General features: G+C 51.7%; 11 protein-coding genes and 4 pseudogenes. 7 read left to right on the top strand and 8 right to left on the bottom strand.

Going from position 1 to position 16133, the window contains the following annotated elements; all coding sequences use genetic code 11:
* The first annotated feature begins 10 nt into the window (after window positions 1-10).
* Both OGY72_RS08775 and OGY72_RS08770 read left to right on the top strand, forming a co-directional pair.
* Window positions 11-1579 carry a formylglycine-generating enzyme family protein gene (locus OGY72_RS08775; protein WP_047358973.1) on the top strand — a complete coding sequence of 523 codons (1569 nt, stop codon included), beginning with the start codon at window positions 11-13 and terminating at the stop codon, window positions 1577-1579.
* A gap of 35 nt (window positions 1580-1614) precedes the next feature.
* Window positions 1615-2118, top strand: a complete 504-nt coding sequence (locus OGY72_RS08770; RefSeq protein WP_040232055.1) for a hypothetical protein — start codon at window positions 1615-1617, stop codon at window positions 2116-2118.
* A gap of 59 nt (window positions 2119-2177) precedes the next feature.
* Here OGY72_RS08770 and OGY72_RS08765 read toward each other — a convergent pair whose 3' ends face one another.
* A complete protein-coding gene (locus tag OGY72_RS08765; RefSeq protein ID WP_047363966.1) occupies window positions 2178-2633 on the bottom strand; it encodes an IrmA family protein in 456 nt (151 codons plus the stop codon).
* 533 nt (window positions 2634-3166) lie between these two features.
* Here OGY72_RS08765 and OGY72_RS08760 point away from each other — a divergent pair.
* Window positions 3167-3415 (top strand): annotated as a pseudogene (locus OGY72_RS08760) (transposase); the annotation flags it as partial.
* A gap of 9 nt (window positions 3416-3424) precedes the next feature.
* On the opposite strand, the gene OGY72_RS08755 reads toward OGY72_RS08760, so the two are convergent.
* Window positions 3425-4576 carry an IS30 family transposase gene (locus OGY72_RS08755; protein ID WP_040063370.1) on the bottom strand — a complete coding sequence of 384 codons (1152 nt, stop codon included), beginning with the start codon at window positions 4574-4576 and terminating at the stop codon, window positions 3425-3427.
* Window positions 4577-4640: 64 nt separating this feature from the next.
* On the opposite strand from OGY72_RS08755, the pseudogene OGY72_RS08750 reads away from it, so the two are divergent.
* From OGY72_RS08750 to OGY72_RS08740, 3 genes and pseudogenes are all read left to right on the top strand, one after another.
* Window positions 4641-5066, top strand: a pseudogene (locus tag OGY72_RS08750) (transposase domain-containing protein); the annotation flags it as partial.
* Between the two features lie 672 nt (window positions 5067-5738).
* Window positions 5739-7247, top strand: a complete 1509-nt coding sequence (ltrA, locus tag OGY72_RS08745; protein WP_047358972.1) for a group II intron reverse transcriptase/maturase — start codon at window positions 5739-5741, stop codon at window positions 7245-7247.
* Between the two features lie 80 nt (window positions 7248-7327).
* Window positions 7328-7515: pseudogene (locus OGY72_RS08740) on the top strand (DDE-type integrase/transposase/recombinase); the annotation flags it as partial.
* A 165-nt stretch (window positions 7516-7680) separates the two neighbouring features.
* Here OGY72_RS08740 and OGY72_RS08735 read toward each other — a convergent pair.
* From OGY72_RS08735 to OGY72_RS08710, 6 genes and pseudogenes are all read right to left on the bottom strand, one after another.
* Window positions 7681-8685 carry a LacI family DNA-binding transcriptional regulator gene (locus OGY72_RS08735; RefSeq protein ID WP_003029591.1) on the bottom strand — a complete coding sequence of 335 codons (1005 nt, stop codon included), beginning with the start codon at window positions 8683-8685 and terminating at the stop codon, window positions 7681-7683.
* A 29-nt stretch (window positions 8686-8714) separates the two neighbouring features.
* Window positions 8715-10115, bottom strand: coding sequence for a sucrose-6-phosphate hydrolase (locus tag OGY72_RS08730; protein ID WP_040232051.1), 1401 nt, complete (start codon window positions 10113-10115; stop codon window positions 8715-8717).
* The gene (locus OGY72_RS08725; protein ID WP_000345204.1) at window positions 10115-11485 is read right to left on the bottom strand and encodes a sucrose-specific PTS transporter subunit IIBC; all 1371 of its coding nucleotides are present in this window, start codon (window positions 11483-11485) and stop codon (window positions 10115-10117) included. Before OGY72_RS08725 ends, OGY72_RS08730 begins: the two co-directional genes overlap by 1 nt.
* A gap of 137 nt (window positions 11486-11622) precedes the next feature.
* Window positions 11623-13140 carry a carbohydrate porin gene (locus OGY72_RS08720; RefSeq protein ID WP_047359078.1) on the bottom strand — a complete coding sequence of 506 codons (1518 nt, stop codon included), beginning with the start codon at window positions 13138-13140 and terminating at the stop codon, window positions 11623-11625.
* 165 nt (window positions 13141-13305) lie between these two features.
* Window positions 13306-14229: a fructokinase gene (gene cscK, locus OGY72_RS08715; RefSeq protein ID WP_047359077.1), complete on the bottom strand. Its 924-nt coding sequence runs from the start codon at window positions 14227-14229 to the stop codon at window positions 13306-13308.
* Window positions 14230-14478: 249 nt separating this feature from the next.
* Window positions 14479-14925, bottom strand: a pseudogene (locus OGY72_RS08710) (IS3 family transposase); the annotation flags it as partial.
* Between the two features lie 80 nt (window positions 14926-15005).
* On the opposite strand from OGY72_RS08710, the gene OGY72_RS08705 reads away from it, so the two are divergent.
* Window positions 15006-16117 (top strand): IS3 family transposase gene (locus OGY72_RS08705; protein WP_103848104.1). Its coding sequence is split into 2 segments (ribosomal slippage): window positions 15006-15267 and window positions 15267-16117, totalling 1113 coding nucleotides; the frame shifts between segments, so codons are not numbered across the junction.
* The last annotated feature ends 16 nt before the right edge of the window (window positions 16118-16133 follow it).

Here is a 16133-nt window from a genome sequence, read left to right as displayed (position 1 = left end):
GAGATCGTTCATGGCCTTTACTCCTTCCACATTATCGCGCTGCCTGGCGCTAGCCCTGCTGGTGAAGATCTCCCCCGCGCTGGCAGAACCGTGGGCAGAGAAAACCTATAATCCGAAGCCGGATAGCGATGACGTGATTTTGCCTATGCCCTGCGAAGGTTCGATGGTATTTCGTCGGGTAGAAATTCCAGTAGCCGGTCCTCTGGATGATATTCCCATCACCTTAGGGGAAGATGGCAGTGAATGGGGCTTTGTGGAACACAGTTATCCCACGTTTATCGCCGGTAGCTTTACTGAAACGCCCCAAAATAAAGGCCGTTATTATTTAATGGCGAAATATGAGCTGACGGCATTGCAATATCAGGCATTAACTTCCGATACTTGCCCGACACCATCGCGTAAACTTAGCCTCCCTCAAACCAGCATCAGTTGGTTTGAGGCCGTTAATTTCTCCGATAAATATAACCAGTGGTTACGCGCAAACGCGCTCGACAAGCTGCCGAAAGAAGATAACAAGCCAGGTTTTTTACGACTTCCCACCGAAGTAGAGTGGGAGTTTGCCGCGCGCGGCGGTCTGAAAGTGGATACCGCACAGTTTCGTGATTCCCGTTATCCGATGGACGACATCAAAAATTATGAGTGGTATTCCGGTTCGCAGTCCTCAAACGGGAAACTTCAGCTCATCGGTCTGTTAAATCCTAACCCGCTCGGCCTGTACGATATGTTAGGCAACGTCTCTGAGATGATGTTTACCCCCTTCTACCTCAATAAAATTAATCGATTGCATGGCCAGGCTGGCGGTTTTGTGGTGCGTGGCGGCAGCGTGATGTCCAGTGAGTCGGATATCCGCAGCGCTAGCCGTAAAGAAATTAACTATTACGATAATGCCCAGCCTTTTACCAGTAAAACAATGGGCCTGCGGTTGGTGCTGGTTTCCCAGGCAATTACCTCAACGGACCGGGTCAAACTTCTTGAGAAAAACTGGTCGACTCTCGGTGATGATAAAACGGGCGCAGAGAGCAGCAAATCCGGGTCCAATGATACGGCGAAAGCGTTAGGTAGCCTGGCTTCTGGCGTTGAAGACGGCGAGCTGAAGAAAAAGCTGAAAGATCTGGAAAACCAACTTCGTGCCAGCAACCAGCAGCAGCAAGAAGAAAGAGCACAGTCTATCCGCGCCAGCCTGAATCTGGGCTCTTTTCTCTGTACCAAATTACAGGACGATGGTCGTTTCCTTGACTTCCTCAATCACAATTATGAGCTGCTGTGCAAAGATAAAGACAGCAGCGATGCCAACTGTGCCATCCGCAAAAATAAGCTGGCGGAACAAACCGATCGTCTACAGCAGCTAACGAGCTACTACGCCAGCAGTCTGGTGGATTCCGGCACCCTGTATGGGCAAGCAGGGCTAAAAGGCGAAGTGAACGTGTTCAATCAGATGCTGACGCTGAATAAACGTCTTTCCGGTCTTAAGCCGTTCCTCGCTGCTCATTGGCAGAATCAGCAAAAATACCTAGCGAACGGCAAAATTGATACAGCTGGCTGGCTGGATACCTGCAAACAAGTAAAGAACGGCCACTAATCTTAAACATGTCAGTTTATAAAGGAGTAAGGAACGTGAAATTAACTCTACGAATTGCAGCGTTGACCATTGTCTGTATGTCACTCAGCCAGACAGCTTTAGCTGCGTCTTACAGTGCGGAGGATCAGGAACAATTAACGCTGGAATGCCTGCTCACCAATAATAAATACGCCAGCGCCTTTATTGCGCAGGATAGCGCGGGATATGCCCTGGGAACCCAGTCTGCTCCGACTGCTGAGCTGAATCTTGTCACTAATCAACCGGGGGTTAACGCCTACTATAATTCTCAGATGATCGCCGGTGGCTCGCTTTACTGGATACGTGTCGTCAAAGGCCCCTATGAATATATTGTTTACGATAAAGAGCAGCACGGCGATATGTCAGGTGTGGTTGTCACAAAAAAAGGGAAAAGAATCTTCCACAAAGATTGCAAGGAACCTATCAAGGTGGGTACACAAAACGATGGCAGCATCTTTAGCCGAGTTGCGCAAGAAGATACAGAAGGCGATCGTATTATCGATTTAATCAACAAAGCATAAACGCTTATTTCGTCGTAATGGGGATGTATATCTATCATCCCCATAGAAGGCAGCTAAAGCTATCCGCTTTTTTGTACGCTCATTTTTAATGGTTGATAATATTGCGGATCAAACATCGACAGTGGCAGAGCATGGACTGAACCATCCGAAGACGTTTCCTCAACGTGGGTAATCACGATGTTGGCTGTATTTTCAACCGCATCACAGCTGAATTCAGTTGCCGAAAGGGTTGAGCGAGTTGCACTGCTATCGCCAAACGGCTGAACATCAAGAGTTCCTTTTTCCAGAACGGCTCCCGATTTATCAGTTAATTGTAAGCTGACTGTCAGGTTATTGAATGTCCCATCACCGCCGTTACCCAGCCGGAATACCAAAGAACACACGCCCTGCACCCAACTGCTATCCGTATTACGAATACTAATATACCGATGGTCATTCTCCGCACTCACTGCGGGGCCAACCATGCCGCCACAAAGTACGGCCAGCAATAAGCTGCATAATGTTTTCTTAATCATAATCTTCTACGCCCTCATTCCTCACGCCGCCTCACAAAATTCTGTTCTCTTCCCCGATACGTATGTCGGTTTTAGCCTATTTCAGTGCCAACTCAATCTGTTCTATTGCTTTCTAAGCATATTGTAATGAGCTATATGGTTAAAAAATAGTAATACACTAAACAAACTAGCACTTCAATTTAAAAGCGTTACTCACGAAAAAAAATTAGAGCGATAATTAGTTCGTTAAAAATAATAACATTACAAAATTAGTAATATCTATTCTTTCTTGTTGCTTGTAGAAAAAACAGCCTAATCAATAGACCCTATGCAAAATTCATTGAGATGGACCATTTTAGTATATGAACGGTTTTGCTAACGTCATTAATCGTTATTATATAAAACGTTGTTTTGTTTTCCTACGTATACCTAATGCGGAATATAAGGAAATAGCATTCTATAAAGATATTGGTGAAGAATAATTAATGAGTTGAATCGCCACGGGTTTAACAGACACCTCAGAGTCATTTAAGATGGCTTAAAGAGAGGTGCCCATGAGCGGTAAGCGTTATCCCGAAGAGTTTAAAACTGAAGCAGTCAAACAGGTTGTCGATCGCGGTTATTCTGTTGCCAGCGTTGCAACACGTCTCGATATCACCACTCACAGCCTTTACGCCTGGATAAAGAAGTACGGTCCGGATTCTTCCGCTAATAAAGAACAGTCAGTTGCTCAGACCGAGATCCGCCGTCTCCAGAAAGAGCTGAAGCGGGTTACCGACGAACGGGACATATTAAAAAAAGCCGTTGTAGATTCAATCTGTCAACGCAACACTCCTTTCAATTATCTCTTTCGGTGTTTTGAACTTCAGTGTCTTTCTTGGCCTGTTGTTTAGCTGAGTTGCGACTTTATCCAGCTCATGTTGAGTATATTGGGCAAGGCAGGTTTTTTTGGGAAAGTACTGTCGGATTAATCCATTAGTGTTTTCGTTTGTTCCTCGCTGCCAGGGACTCTGAGGATCGCAGAAGTAAACTTTAACGCCCGTGCTACCAGTAAATTCCAGATGCCTAGCCAGCTCCATTCCTCTGTCCCATGTCAGTGATTGCCGGAGTTCAGGTGGCAAGCTCAGGAATTTTTCTGTAAGAGCCTGATTCACTGAGAAAGCGTCTTTTCCTCTGAGTTTCAGGATGATCGTATAACGTGATTTTCGGTCTACAAGTGTGGCGATATGCGAGTTTTTTGTACCTGACACCAAATCGCCTTCCCAGTGCCCCAGAGAGCGTCTGTTATCGATATGCCGCGAACGTTCGTGGATTGGCGTTCCGTTTACTATGTTGATGGTGCCTCTTTCACCTTTACGAGTATGGCGTCTGCCATGACGTAGGCTGTGCGATCGGCGCAGATGCTGTACATTCAGGTGGTGTAGCGCTTCACGACTACGAAAATACAGCGTTTTATAAATTGTCTCTGGCGATATTCTCAGTGTTTTTTGACGCGGCTTCGTTCGTCTTAACCATCCTGATATTTGCTCTGGCGACCACTTCATCTCCAGCTTTTCCAGAACAAGCTCTCGCAACGGTAAATTCTGATCCAGTAAGCACGGTTTTGGTCTTCTCGCCATCCTGTTGGCCCGGTTATTAGCATCTACAGCTTTGTAATAGCGCCTGCCTCGATTGCGCTGAACTTCACGTGAGATCGTCGAAGGACTACGATTTAGTGCAGTAGCTATCGCACGAATGCTCATTTTGGCTGACAAACCGGCTCGTATTTCCTCGCGCTCAGATAGCGTCAGGTGAGCCACAGCCCGCTTGCGCTCATTGGGTTTTATACCGCCAGTATCCCTTAACATAGTGAAGATGGTTCCTGGTTTCGAACCCAGGATATTAGCTATCTCGCTGAAGCCTGTTCCGTTCTTCCACAGTTCAAAAACAGATGCTTTTTCCTTTGCTGTAAATGTCCGTCTCATCCAAAGATCCTCCGCAACCTCATGTTTTCACATAACTGTTGCGCTGACCAATTGAATCTACAACCGCGCTCTTGATGTCAGACTCCCTGAACAGTTCTCATTAATCAGGAAACTCAGAGCGCAGTATCCTGTGGTCACACTTTGCCACGTGTTCGGGGTTCATCGCAGCAGCTACAAATACTGGGGAAAAAGCCCCGAAAAGCCAGACGGCATGCGAGCTGTGTTACGCAGTCAGGTTCTGGAACTGCATAACATCAGCCATGGCTCTGCTGGCGCAAGAAGTATCGCGATTATGGCAACCCTGAAAGGCTTCAGAATGGGACGCTGGCTTGCCGGAAGGCTCATGAAAGAACCGGGTCTGGTGAGTTGTCAGCAGCCTACCCACCGGTATAAACGTGGTGGTCATGAACACACCGCTATCCCGAATCGCCTTGAGCGACAGTTTGCAGTGACAGAACCGAATCAGGTGTGGTGCGGCGATGTGACGTATAGTGTGCCCGTAGTTCAGGGCGGGCATGGATGCTCAAATGAACCACGAGTCTGTCTGGAATATTGAAACGGCAACTCATGACGAGAAGCCCAACAATCCCACCGGGTGTGACGGTGGAGAGCCTGAGCGGCAGTGACCTGCGGCATGCCCGCAGGGTGATGTAACCCGCTGACAACGGGGATTGAGGCGAGATCACTAAGCCGAGATGATCCTCAAGGTTGAGTGCTGAAAGGCTGAAGAACATGAACCCGTTAATCCGCCTCTGTGGGTTGAAAATGTCACCACGGCCTACGTGATCTGACAGGCCGTGCAGGAGGAACTGCCAGTGATACGTAAGCACTGTCGGTCGAAGGTGTTTTGACATGTATGCAAAACACCGGGACAGCAGCGCCTATCACGCTCGCGTTGCTGACTTCTGCCAACTTGCGGCAAGCAAGGATAAAGAGTGCGACGGGCAGCCTCCTCAGTATGTCTGAGTCCAGGCAGGTGAACCGGGGAAGGTCAGTGACGGATATTAAGGGGGCATGGCCCTGATAACGCACTGGCTGGCGGAGCTTCCGTAGTAGTCCGCGGTGGGGAAAGCCCATTACATGGCGAAGGGAAGCAGTTTAAATATGTTTGCGAAGTGAATTAACTGACCCAATGAGGTGAAGACCTTTGATAATCAGCGAAATGCAACGCAAGCTTGCCACATGGGCAACAGCCGATCCGTCCCGACGGATTGAACGGCTGCTGCGTCTGATAACACAACCAGAATGGCTGGCTGATGCGGCGCGGATCACGCTTTCATCAAAGGGGGCGCATACCCCCGGCGTTGATGGCGTGAACAAGACAATGCTACAGGCCAGACTGGCTGTTGAGCTACAAATCCTCAGGAATGAATTACTCTCAGGTCACTACCAGCCCTTGCCCGCCAGACGGGTTTACATTCCTAAAAGCAACGGCAAACTGCGACCACTGGGCATCCCCGCGTTACGGGATCGTATTGTTCAGCGAGCCATGCTGATGGCGATGGAACCAATATGGGAGAGTGATTTTCATACGCTCTCATATGGCTTCCGGCCTGAGCGCAGTGTCCACCATGCGATCCGAACGGTGAAATTACAGCTCACTGACTGCGGTGAAACACGGGGACGCTGGGTAATTGAAGGCGACCTGTCCAGTTACTTCGACACCGTACATCATCGACTGCTGATGAAGGCTGTACGCCGCAGGATCAGTGATGCACGTTTCATGACTCTGCTGTGGAAAACCATCAAGGCGGGGCATGTTGATGTCGGTCTCTTCCGGGCGGCCAGTGAAGGCGTACCGCAGGGCGGAGTGATCTCGCCGTTGCTGTCGAACATTATGCTGAATGAGTTCGATCAGTATCTGCATAAACGCTACCTGAGCGGGAAAGCCCGAAAGGACCGCTGGTACTGGAACAACAGTATCCAGCGAGGTCGAAGTACAGCGGTCAGGGAAAACTGGCAATGGAAGCCCGCTGTGGCGTACTGTCGGTATGCCGATGACTTCGTGCTTATTGTCAAAGGCACCAAAGCGCAGGCGGAAACCATCAGAGAAGAGTGCCGAAGCGTACTTGAAGGCTGTCTGAAACTCAGGCTGAACATGGACAAGACCCGGATCACCCATGTTAATGACGGTTTTATCTTTCTGGGTCACAGGATCATCCGTAAACGCAGTCGTTACGGCGATATGCGGATGGTCTCGACGATCCCGAAGGAGAAAGCCAGAAACTTCGCTGCGTCGCTAACGGCTTTGTTATCAGGCAATTACAGTGAAAGCAAAATCGATATGGTTGAGACACTCAACCGGAAACTGAAAGGCTGGGCTGCGTTCTATCAGTTCGTTGATTTTAAAGCCAAAGTATTCAGTTATATCGATCGAGTGGTGTTCTGGAAGCTGGCTCACTGGCTGGCCCGAAAATATCGTAAAGGTATTGCCTACCTGATGAGGTGGTGGTGTAAATCACCGAAACCGGGGCAGAGTAAAACGTGGGTTTTATTTGGTAAAACCAACCACGGGAAGCTCAACGGTGAAGTACTTTATCGGTTGGTCGGGCAAGGCAAGAAGCTGTTCCGCTGGCGCTTGCCAGAAGGTAACCCTTACCTGAGGACAGAAGCCAGAAATACGTATACATCGCGTTTCACAGAAGTGGCAATGGCGTTTGCCAGTGTTTAAATGGAGAGCCGGATGCGCTGAAAGGTGCACGTCCGGTTCGGAGAGGAGAGGCAGGGAAATAGTGCGACTACGCCCTGCCTCTTACTCTACTCTGGACAGGCAAGCGTTGGGCTTACCTTGCTGTTGTTCTCGATCTGTTCGCAAGGAAACCTGAGGGTTGGGCAATGTCATTCTCACCGGACAGCAAGCTGACATCAAAGCGCTGGAAATTGCGTGGGAAGCTCGCGGTAAACCCGCCGGAGTGATGTTCCACAGTGACAGTAATAATGCCGGTGTCAGTCTTTACCACCATTCAGTTTGCCGTTTAAACCGATTGGTGTGATTACTGATGCAGTGAAGACCTATCCGCATCACATCACTACAAATATTGATTTTTGATTGTTGGATTCGCACCAGATTTCACCTCTGTAGGGTATTCAAAAATGCTCAGTTATTACTGATGCCTAAACTGCAGCGTTGCGGGCAGGTAGCGTTGTAGCGTTTCGGGCGTATCGCCCTCGATCAATTGGCTTATCAGATCATAGCAGTGCCAGGCCAACTGGCGGTTATCCTGCTGTACGGTATCGATACGCAGCGACAGCGAATCATAAAGATAGTGATCGTCAAAGCTCGTCAGATGGATATCTGAGTCGAGTAAATGGTGCTGGCTCATATAGCGCAGTACCCCTTCGAGCAGTCCACAGGCGGCAGTGAACAGCGCCTTAGGCGGCCGCCCAAGTCGCGCGCAGAGTGCGGCGAACATCTCATAGCCTGAGCTCGGGTGGTAGTTACCGTTAATCACCCATTCCGGGCGCAGTGCAATACCCGCCTGAGCCAAACCCTGCGTGAAGCCGGTCAGACGATCGCGTGAAGGCGACAGACGCGACTGACCGCCTAAAAACCAGAACTCATCGCTATGCTTAGGTGCAATGCGGGAAATCAGTTCCGCCGTTGGGGTAATCGAATCAGTCATCACCAGCGGCAGCAGGCTTTCATTAGGACAACGGTCAAACAGCACTACTGGCAGTTGTTGGCTGAGCTTAAGATAGTCGGCATCGTTGTGCATACATGAAGCGACGATCAGACCGTCAACCTGGCGGGAAATCATGTTATTGACCACCACGCTCTCCTGACCGGGGTTTTCATCAGTACAAGAGATCAATAGCTGGACGCCTGCTTCGCGGCACAGCATTTCCAGCTCATGTGAAAAGACCGCAAAGCCGTGGTTGGTGATCTCCGGCACCACCAGTCCGATGGTGTGGCTGCGGTTGTCGCGCAGCGAGCGGGCGTGAATGCTTGGCTGATAGTGCTGCTCACGGGCAATCGCCAGTACTCGCTCACGCGTTTCCTGCGCCACACGCAGCTCCTTACCACGACCGTTCAGTACTAGGCTGGCGGTCGCTTTTGAGACGCCAGCCTGTTCGGCGATATCTTTAATGGTTACGCGTTTAGTTTTCATTACGACGCCATGAGCTTGAGGCAAAACGCTTATTCTACCATGCAAGTTCGCAGCGGCCAGTAGCAGAATGCGTCCGGTGTGATGCCGGAGAACATTAGCTGCCCTGAACAGGCCGGGAAGTAGCGGCAGCTCATCACTCCTTCGCCGCCGTTGATGAAAATCTCCACGCTAGACTGGTCGATGAAAATATGCAGCGAGCGGACGTCTCCGCGCCAGTAACGATAATGCTTCTCGTCGCTGGCCAGACTGGGTCGGGCCAGGCGGATCCCGCTGGCATCGCGTTCAAGGGTTAATGCGCCGTCAAAATCGAGGCTCAAAATATCGTCCCCAGTGGTTTGTAGAACGATTTCCATCGGTGCCAGCGGCAGGGAGTTCCCTGCCCAGCCGTGCGCTTCGCCGCGCAGGGCGCTCAGCTCTCGTAGAGGACGTTGGTATAGCTGACCATCGATAAACTCCAGCTCACGCAGGCAGGTCATCTGATGGATCCAGCCGTTGGTGAGGGTCGGTTGAAGCATCTCTTCGCCCTCCGGCACGCCCATCCAGCCGACCAGCAGACGGCGGCCATCACTGGTAAGCATGGTTTGCGGGGCGTAGAACTCAAACCCTGCGTCCAATTCGTGCAGTTCGCCATGCTCGAAGGCCGCGCGGTGGTAGTCGAAATCGCCGCTCATCCACACTGCCGGGTAGGTGTTGAGATAGCGCTCTTTCTCACGAGGCACGCCCTGCGGGCAGCAAATCAGGACATGCTGGTCGCCGAGGGCAAACAGGTCCGGGCATTCCCACATATAGCCCGCGTCGTCCAGGCCATTGATGCCATAACCGGCGATTTCGCCCTGACTCGTCCACTCATGAAGGTCCGCTGAGCTGAATAACAACACCTTGCCACGCTTTTGCAAATCCTGTGCGCCCAGCACCATGTACCAGCGACCTTCGTGCTGCCAGACTTTCGGGTCACGCACGTGGCCGGTATAGCCCTCCGGCAGCGGTAATACCGGGCCGAGTTTGGTAAACGTGCCGTCGGCATTTTCCGTCGCCAGGCACTGCCACGCGGTTCGGCTGCCGTCGTCAAATTTTACGTTGCCGGTATAGCACAGGGTGAGCGTGCCCTGACTATCCACGGCGCTGCCGGAGTAGCAGCCGTTGCGGTCATACTCTTCATCCGGCATGAGCGCGATCGGCTCATGTTGCCAGTGCAGCAGGTCGGCAGAGCTCCAGTGCCCCCAGCACTTGAACTTATGATCGCAGGCGAGCGGGTTCCACTGATAAAACAGGTGATAACGTCCGGCAAATTCAATAAAGCCGTTGGGATCGTTCATCAGCCCGGTCACCGGCGCATGGTGCCAGCGGGGATAGTGGCTGTCGGTCAGCGCGCGCGGCTGGCCCTGCATAACAGCCTGCAAAATCGCAGGCAGGCGTGATGGATGTGACATTATTCAGCGTCCGTTTTGTATTTCAGTACCAGGGAGACGACAAAGGCGACGCCAAAGGCGATAACCATCCCGATAATGTAGTTCAGCAGCGAGCTGGCCTGCACGATAGCCATGCCAGGGATAGCCGTCAGGCCCACCGCGGTCATGTAAACATGCATGGATACCACCCACGCGCCGCCCACCGCGCCGCCAATCAGGGCTGCGATAAACGGTTTTACAAAGCGTAAGTTAATACCAAAAATCGCCGCTTCGGTGATGCCGAGCATGGCAGAAAACGCCGAGGGCAGGGTAATGGCTTTGATTTTGGCATCTTTCGTTTTGAACCACACCGCCAGACAAGCACCGCCCTGAGCGACGTTGGCCATCGCCCAAATCGGCAGCAGGAAGTTGACGCCGATGGATGGGTTGCCCAGCAGTCCCGCTTCGATGGCGTGGAAGCTGTGGTGAATACCGGTAATGACGATAACCGAATAGAGACCGCCAAACAGCAGTCCGGCCAGCCAACCGGCGTGGGTAATCAGGGTGCTGAGGACAAACGAAATACCGTCGCCAAGCGCGCGACCAGCCGGGCCGATAATCAGCAGGGCGATAAAACCGGAAATGATCACCGTCAGGAACGGCGTCAGGATCAGATCCAGTGCATCGGGGATCACGCGACGTAGCTGTTTCTCAACGATGCTCATAAACCACACCGCCAGCAGCACCGGGAACACCGTGCCCTGATAGCCGATCATGGCAATCTCAAGGCCGAAGAAGTTCATGGTGTGGAAACCGGCGGCCACACCCCAGGCGTTGGTGAGCGCCGGGTGAGTCAGGATGCCGCCAAGCGTCGCGCCAAGATAAGGATTACCACCGAACTCGCGGGCGGCGGTGAAGCCAATCAGAATCGGCAGAATAATAAACGCCGCTGAGCTGCACATATCCAGCATGATGTAGATGGCGTTACCCGGGTCGACCCAGCCGTACGTTTTAACCATCCCCAGAAGGCCCATCAACAGGCCGGAGGCGACGATAGCCGGGATGATCGGCACAAAGATGTTCGACAACAGGCGGGCAATGCGCTGGAAAGGATTCAGTTTTTTCGCCGCAATGTCGGCAGCTTCCGATTTGCTGGATTCGCCAATCCCTGCCGCCTGGATAAAGGCGGCGTAGACTTTGTTCACCACCCCGGTGCCGAAGATAATCTGCATCTGTCCGGCGTTACGGAAACAGCCCTTCACCCCATCAATTTTGCCGATGGCCTGCTGATCGGCCAGTGAGTCATCGACCAGCACCAGGCGCAGGCGTGTGGCACAGTGCGCGGCGCTGGCGATATTTTCCTTGCCTCCCAGAAGCGGAAGTAGCGAGCGGGAAATCTGTTCAAAATCCATAGTACCCTCTGAATGCGTATTGATTTTCGAGTTGTCGTCCCGTGGTAGCCGGGGCGCATTCTCTTCGTTGTTATTGTGTCCGGGGCGACGAAACGTATTTTGTCGCCCCGGCGGTTACTGTCGCCAGGTGTTAACCATCAAAACCAGGTTTCCATCTGCATCCCGAACGACCATTCGCCGCCCGATTTAAAACCACTGCTGCCCAGCGCGTCATCGCTGGCGTAATTATTGAGTTTTTTGCTCCAGTCCATCCACGAGGTGTAAAGACGGATTTCAGGACGGCTGAAGAAATCGCCGATGTCGCCAACCTTAAAGGTCGGGGCGAAGGTGAGCTTGTAGAAGCTGCCGTTTACCGCATGGCGATCGTTATAACCTTCAGGTTTGAGATCCATATACTGGTAACTGCCTTCATAAGCGAGGGCGAAGTTTTGATTGATCTCCTGGATCAGACGCATGTTGAGGGTTGCCCACTGGTAGCTGTCGCCATCGACATAACGGTCTTTACTGGTTTGTGCCAGTATCGCCGGGGCGATAAACCAGTTCTTGCTCAGTGGCGTGGTGCCGTAGCTGGCGAAGCGCCAGGTGTTAGCCCCCGAGCGTAACGCGCCGTCAGAGCCGACACCTTTAACTTCGGCACCCAGTCCGTGACCGTAGAGCAGGGCGGTTTTGCTGGCACCTTCACGCAGGCCGTAAAAACTGTCGTTGTGCAACCCGAGCAGCGCATGTACACCGGTATTTGCCGCATCGCCTTTGACCGGATTACCGTTGGTATCCTGGCGTTCGTCGTTGTCTTTTGCCCGCATCCCGCTGACCATCATCTGCACCGGCCCGATGAAATTGTTCATGCTGACGATGTAGTTCTGCACACTGTTGCTGGTAACAGCAATATCGCCGAAGTTACGCCCGTAAAGAGAGAAGTTGCTGCGAACGCTGTCGTTCCACCTGACATCATAAATACCGCCGCCGGTACCGGCGAGGAACACGACATCCGAGTCGATCCAGTGAATGTCAAAGTTATCCCGGTCAAAGCGTTTCCCGGCCCACAGGGTGGAGCCTTTAAACGGCCCGTCGAAGGTGGGCAAGTTGCCCAGTTCAACAAAGGCCTGACGCACGTTCAAATCACTGGTGCTCGCCGTCCAGTCGTTATAAGTGGTTTGACCGTCGGCGACCATGACTTTGAAGCGGGTCGTTGCCCCGTTATCCAGGGTCTGCTTATGTTCAAGATTCATTTCAACATAGGTATCGGCCTGGTTTCCCAGGCGGCCAATAGCCCCACCGGTTTCCCCTGCTGGCGTCATGTAGGCTCCGGATTTGGTGCTGGCGCCGGAGTCATTCATTATCACGCCGGAGCGGGCGTAGCCGTGGAACTCAAACCCGCTTTTCTCATCGGCTTTTTTCTCCAGTTTGGCGGTACGCTGAGCCACTTCCTGAGTGCTGTCCTGGGTTTTTTGTTGCTGTGTCGTGAGCTGCTGTACTTTCTTCTCTGCCGACTCTGCGCGGGTTTCTGCCGTTTGCGCTCTGTTTTCGGCATCCTGTAAGCGTTTTTCCAGCGCAATTAAACGGGCTTCGATACTGCTGAGATCCGTTTGTGCATGGGCTGAGGCGGCGCCGGTTAGCAAAGCGATAAGAACCGCGAGTGTGCTTTTTCTGAACATATTGATTGCATCCCAAAAGGAAAATAAAACATTGTGTGTTTTTGCTAAACCGGTTTAGTTGCTATGTTAAGCACGACATTTAACATTTTGAAATTGATTTTGCTAAACCGGTTTAATAAGTGTGATGGATGCAACAAAGTGGACCGCGTACGACGGTATTTAGGATCAAATCTGGCGGTGTAGATCGCGCTGGTATGGCAGGGCAGTCATCGCGCCTTTCGCCAGGGTTGCCAGGGCACCGCAGGTTTGCGCCAGAGCGAGCGTTGGCTCCAGGGCATTGATATCCGCCGGCATCCCGTTGGCAGCAAGGCTGGCAAGCAGTCCGGCGACAAACGCATCGCCCGCACCGGTGGTATCCACGCTGACAACCGGTTTAGCGCTGAAATGGGTACACTTCTGCTGAAAAGCGGCAAGCACCCCCGCTTTGCCCCGCGTCACCAGTAGCAATTCCGGCTGATAGCGCTCTGTTACGCTGGCGATTCCGTATGCTAAATCTTTACTGCCGCTGATGAAGACCAGCTCCTCTTCCGATAGCTTTACCACGTTTGCCATGGACAAAGCGCGATCGAGGCAGGCTTGCAGCAAAGCCTGATCCTGCCAGAGATCAGGACGAATATTAGGGTCAAAGCTGATCCGACCGCCGACAGACTTGATGTTCTCCATAGCCGCGAAGGTAGCACTGCGGCTGGGCTCGGCGCTGAGCGCGATGGAGCAGACGTGCAACCACTGTCCGGCGGCAAACTGTGGCAGGTCTTCTTCAGCCAGGAACAGGTCAGCGCTGGGGCGTACCATAAAGGTAAAGGTGCGTTCACCTTGGTCATCAAGGTCGACCACCACAGTGGACGTGCGGTGATGATCGTCAAGATACATATGGCTGACGTCGACCTGCTCCTGTTGCAGGGTATGACGCATGTAGCGGCCAAACGGGTCACCGCCGACGCGGCCGATAAATCCGCTGTTGCCGCCAAGGCGGGCAACCCCTACCGCCACGTTAGCCGGCGCGCCTCCAGGGCACTGTAGCAAGCGCCCTTCACTCTCCGGTAGCAGGTCCACCACTGCGTCGCCCAGAACCCAAACTTTTGCTTTCATGCTAAAACCCTCCAAGGCTAAACTTAATTAAACCGGTTTAGCATATTAAATCACAATGAATGAGTGGGTGGAAAGTTCCAGCCGGAAAAGCGCTGCTCAGGGCATAAAAACGTGAGCCGCCTTACGAAATAGAATTGATTCGACAGCTGTGAAGACTTACGTCCTGGACACAAATGGATCCTGGATAAATTACCATGCAACTTGATGAAATTATTATGTTTTATCTTATTTTGAATAGACCTCAGTTTCCTAGACGGTTCCGTGCCTCATGAACCAGGCACTTTCATAAATTGCAGGGGGTTGATCCTCACAGGCACTGTGGCGGCGTTTAGCATTATAAAACATCTCTACATAATCGAAGATATCTGCCTTCGCTTCTTCCCTGTTTTTATAGATCCGTCTCTTTATGCGTTCCCGTTTTAGCAACTGGAAAAAGCTTTCTGCCACTGCGTTGTCATGGCAATTACCCCGACGACTCATGCTGCTTTTCAAATTGTGAGATGCCATAAAATGCTGGCACCTTTCGCTGGTATATTGAGAACCCTGATCTGAATGGATTAATACTTCTGCTGTCGGTTTACGTCGCCATTCCGCCATCAATAATGCATCCATCACTAATTCAGCGGTCATTCGTCCTCCCATGCTCCAGCCTATAACCCGACGTGAGAAGAGATCGAGAACAACAGCCAGATATAACTGTAAGTATCCCGCATAATCGTGCCATTCACATTTAGAGACCCTCCGGCATAATCACTCTGCCAACAAAGGAGATCGCTATGCGTAAAGCCCGTTTTACTGAGCATCAGATCATTGCTGTAATTAAATCGGTTGAAGCCGGACGAACCGTTAAAGATGTCTGCCGGGAGGCCGGTATCTCTGAAGCCACCTACTACAACTGGAAGTCCAGATACGGCGGCATGGAGGCTTCTGATATTAAAAAGATCAAGGATCTTGAGGACGAGAATCGACGTCTCAAACAGATGTTTGCCGACCTGAGCCTTGAGAACCGGGCGCTGAAAGACGTTATCGAAAAAAAGCTTTAAAACCAGCCTTTAAGCGTGAGCTGGTCACTCATCTGATAACGACATTTGGACTCAGTATCCGTCAGGCCTGCCGGAGTCTGAACCTGAGCAGAACGGTTTACCATTACCGTCCGGATACCACGCGTGACGAACCCGTTATTGTCGCGTTACAGGCAGTGGCAGAGCGATACCCACGGTACGGTTTTCCAAAACTTTTCCAGGTTCTGCGGCGGCAGGGATACCCGTGGAATCACAAAAGGATCCATCGTATTTATTGTCTGCTGAAGCTGAATTTTCGCCGTAAAGGCAAACAACGGTTGCCGGTGCGTAATCCCTCGCCACTGGCCACACCGGAAGCGCTGAACCAGAGCTGGTCTGTCGATTTTATGCATGATGCTCTGGTCTGTGGCCGTCGTTTTCGCACGTTCAATGTCGTTGATGACTTTAACCGTGAGGCATTGTCGATTGAAATCGATCTGAATCTGCCAGCTTTGCGCGTGGTCCGTGTACTCGACAGGATCGCGGCAAATCGCGGCTATCCGGTCATGCTACGCATGGATAATGGTCCGGAATTTATCTCACTTGCACTGGCTGAATGGGCAGAGCAACATGCAGTAAAACTGGAATTTATTCAGCCGGGTAAGCCGACGCAGAACGCTTTTATTGAGCGCTTTAACCGAACATACCGTACAGAAATACTCGATTTTTATCTGTTCAGAACGCTGAATGAAGTGCGGGAAATCACGGAAAGATGGGTGTCAGAATATAACTGTGAACGCCCGCATGAATCACTGAACAATATGACGCCGGAGGAATATCGGCAACACAATCATTTGGCCGGGATCTCAAAAAATGCCTGGAACTAAAACGGGTCTATTTACA

The sequence above is a fragment of the Citrobacter sp. Cpo221 genome, assembly GCF_030332345.1.
GTDB lineage: Bacteria > Pseudomonadota > Gammaproteobacteria > Enterobacterales > Enterobacteriaceae > Citrobacter > Citrobacter portucalensis.
The sequence above is the reverse complement of the archived record's forward strand: the minus strand, read 5'-3'. Positions and strand labels throughout refer to the sequence as shown.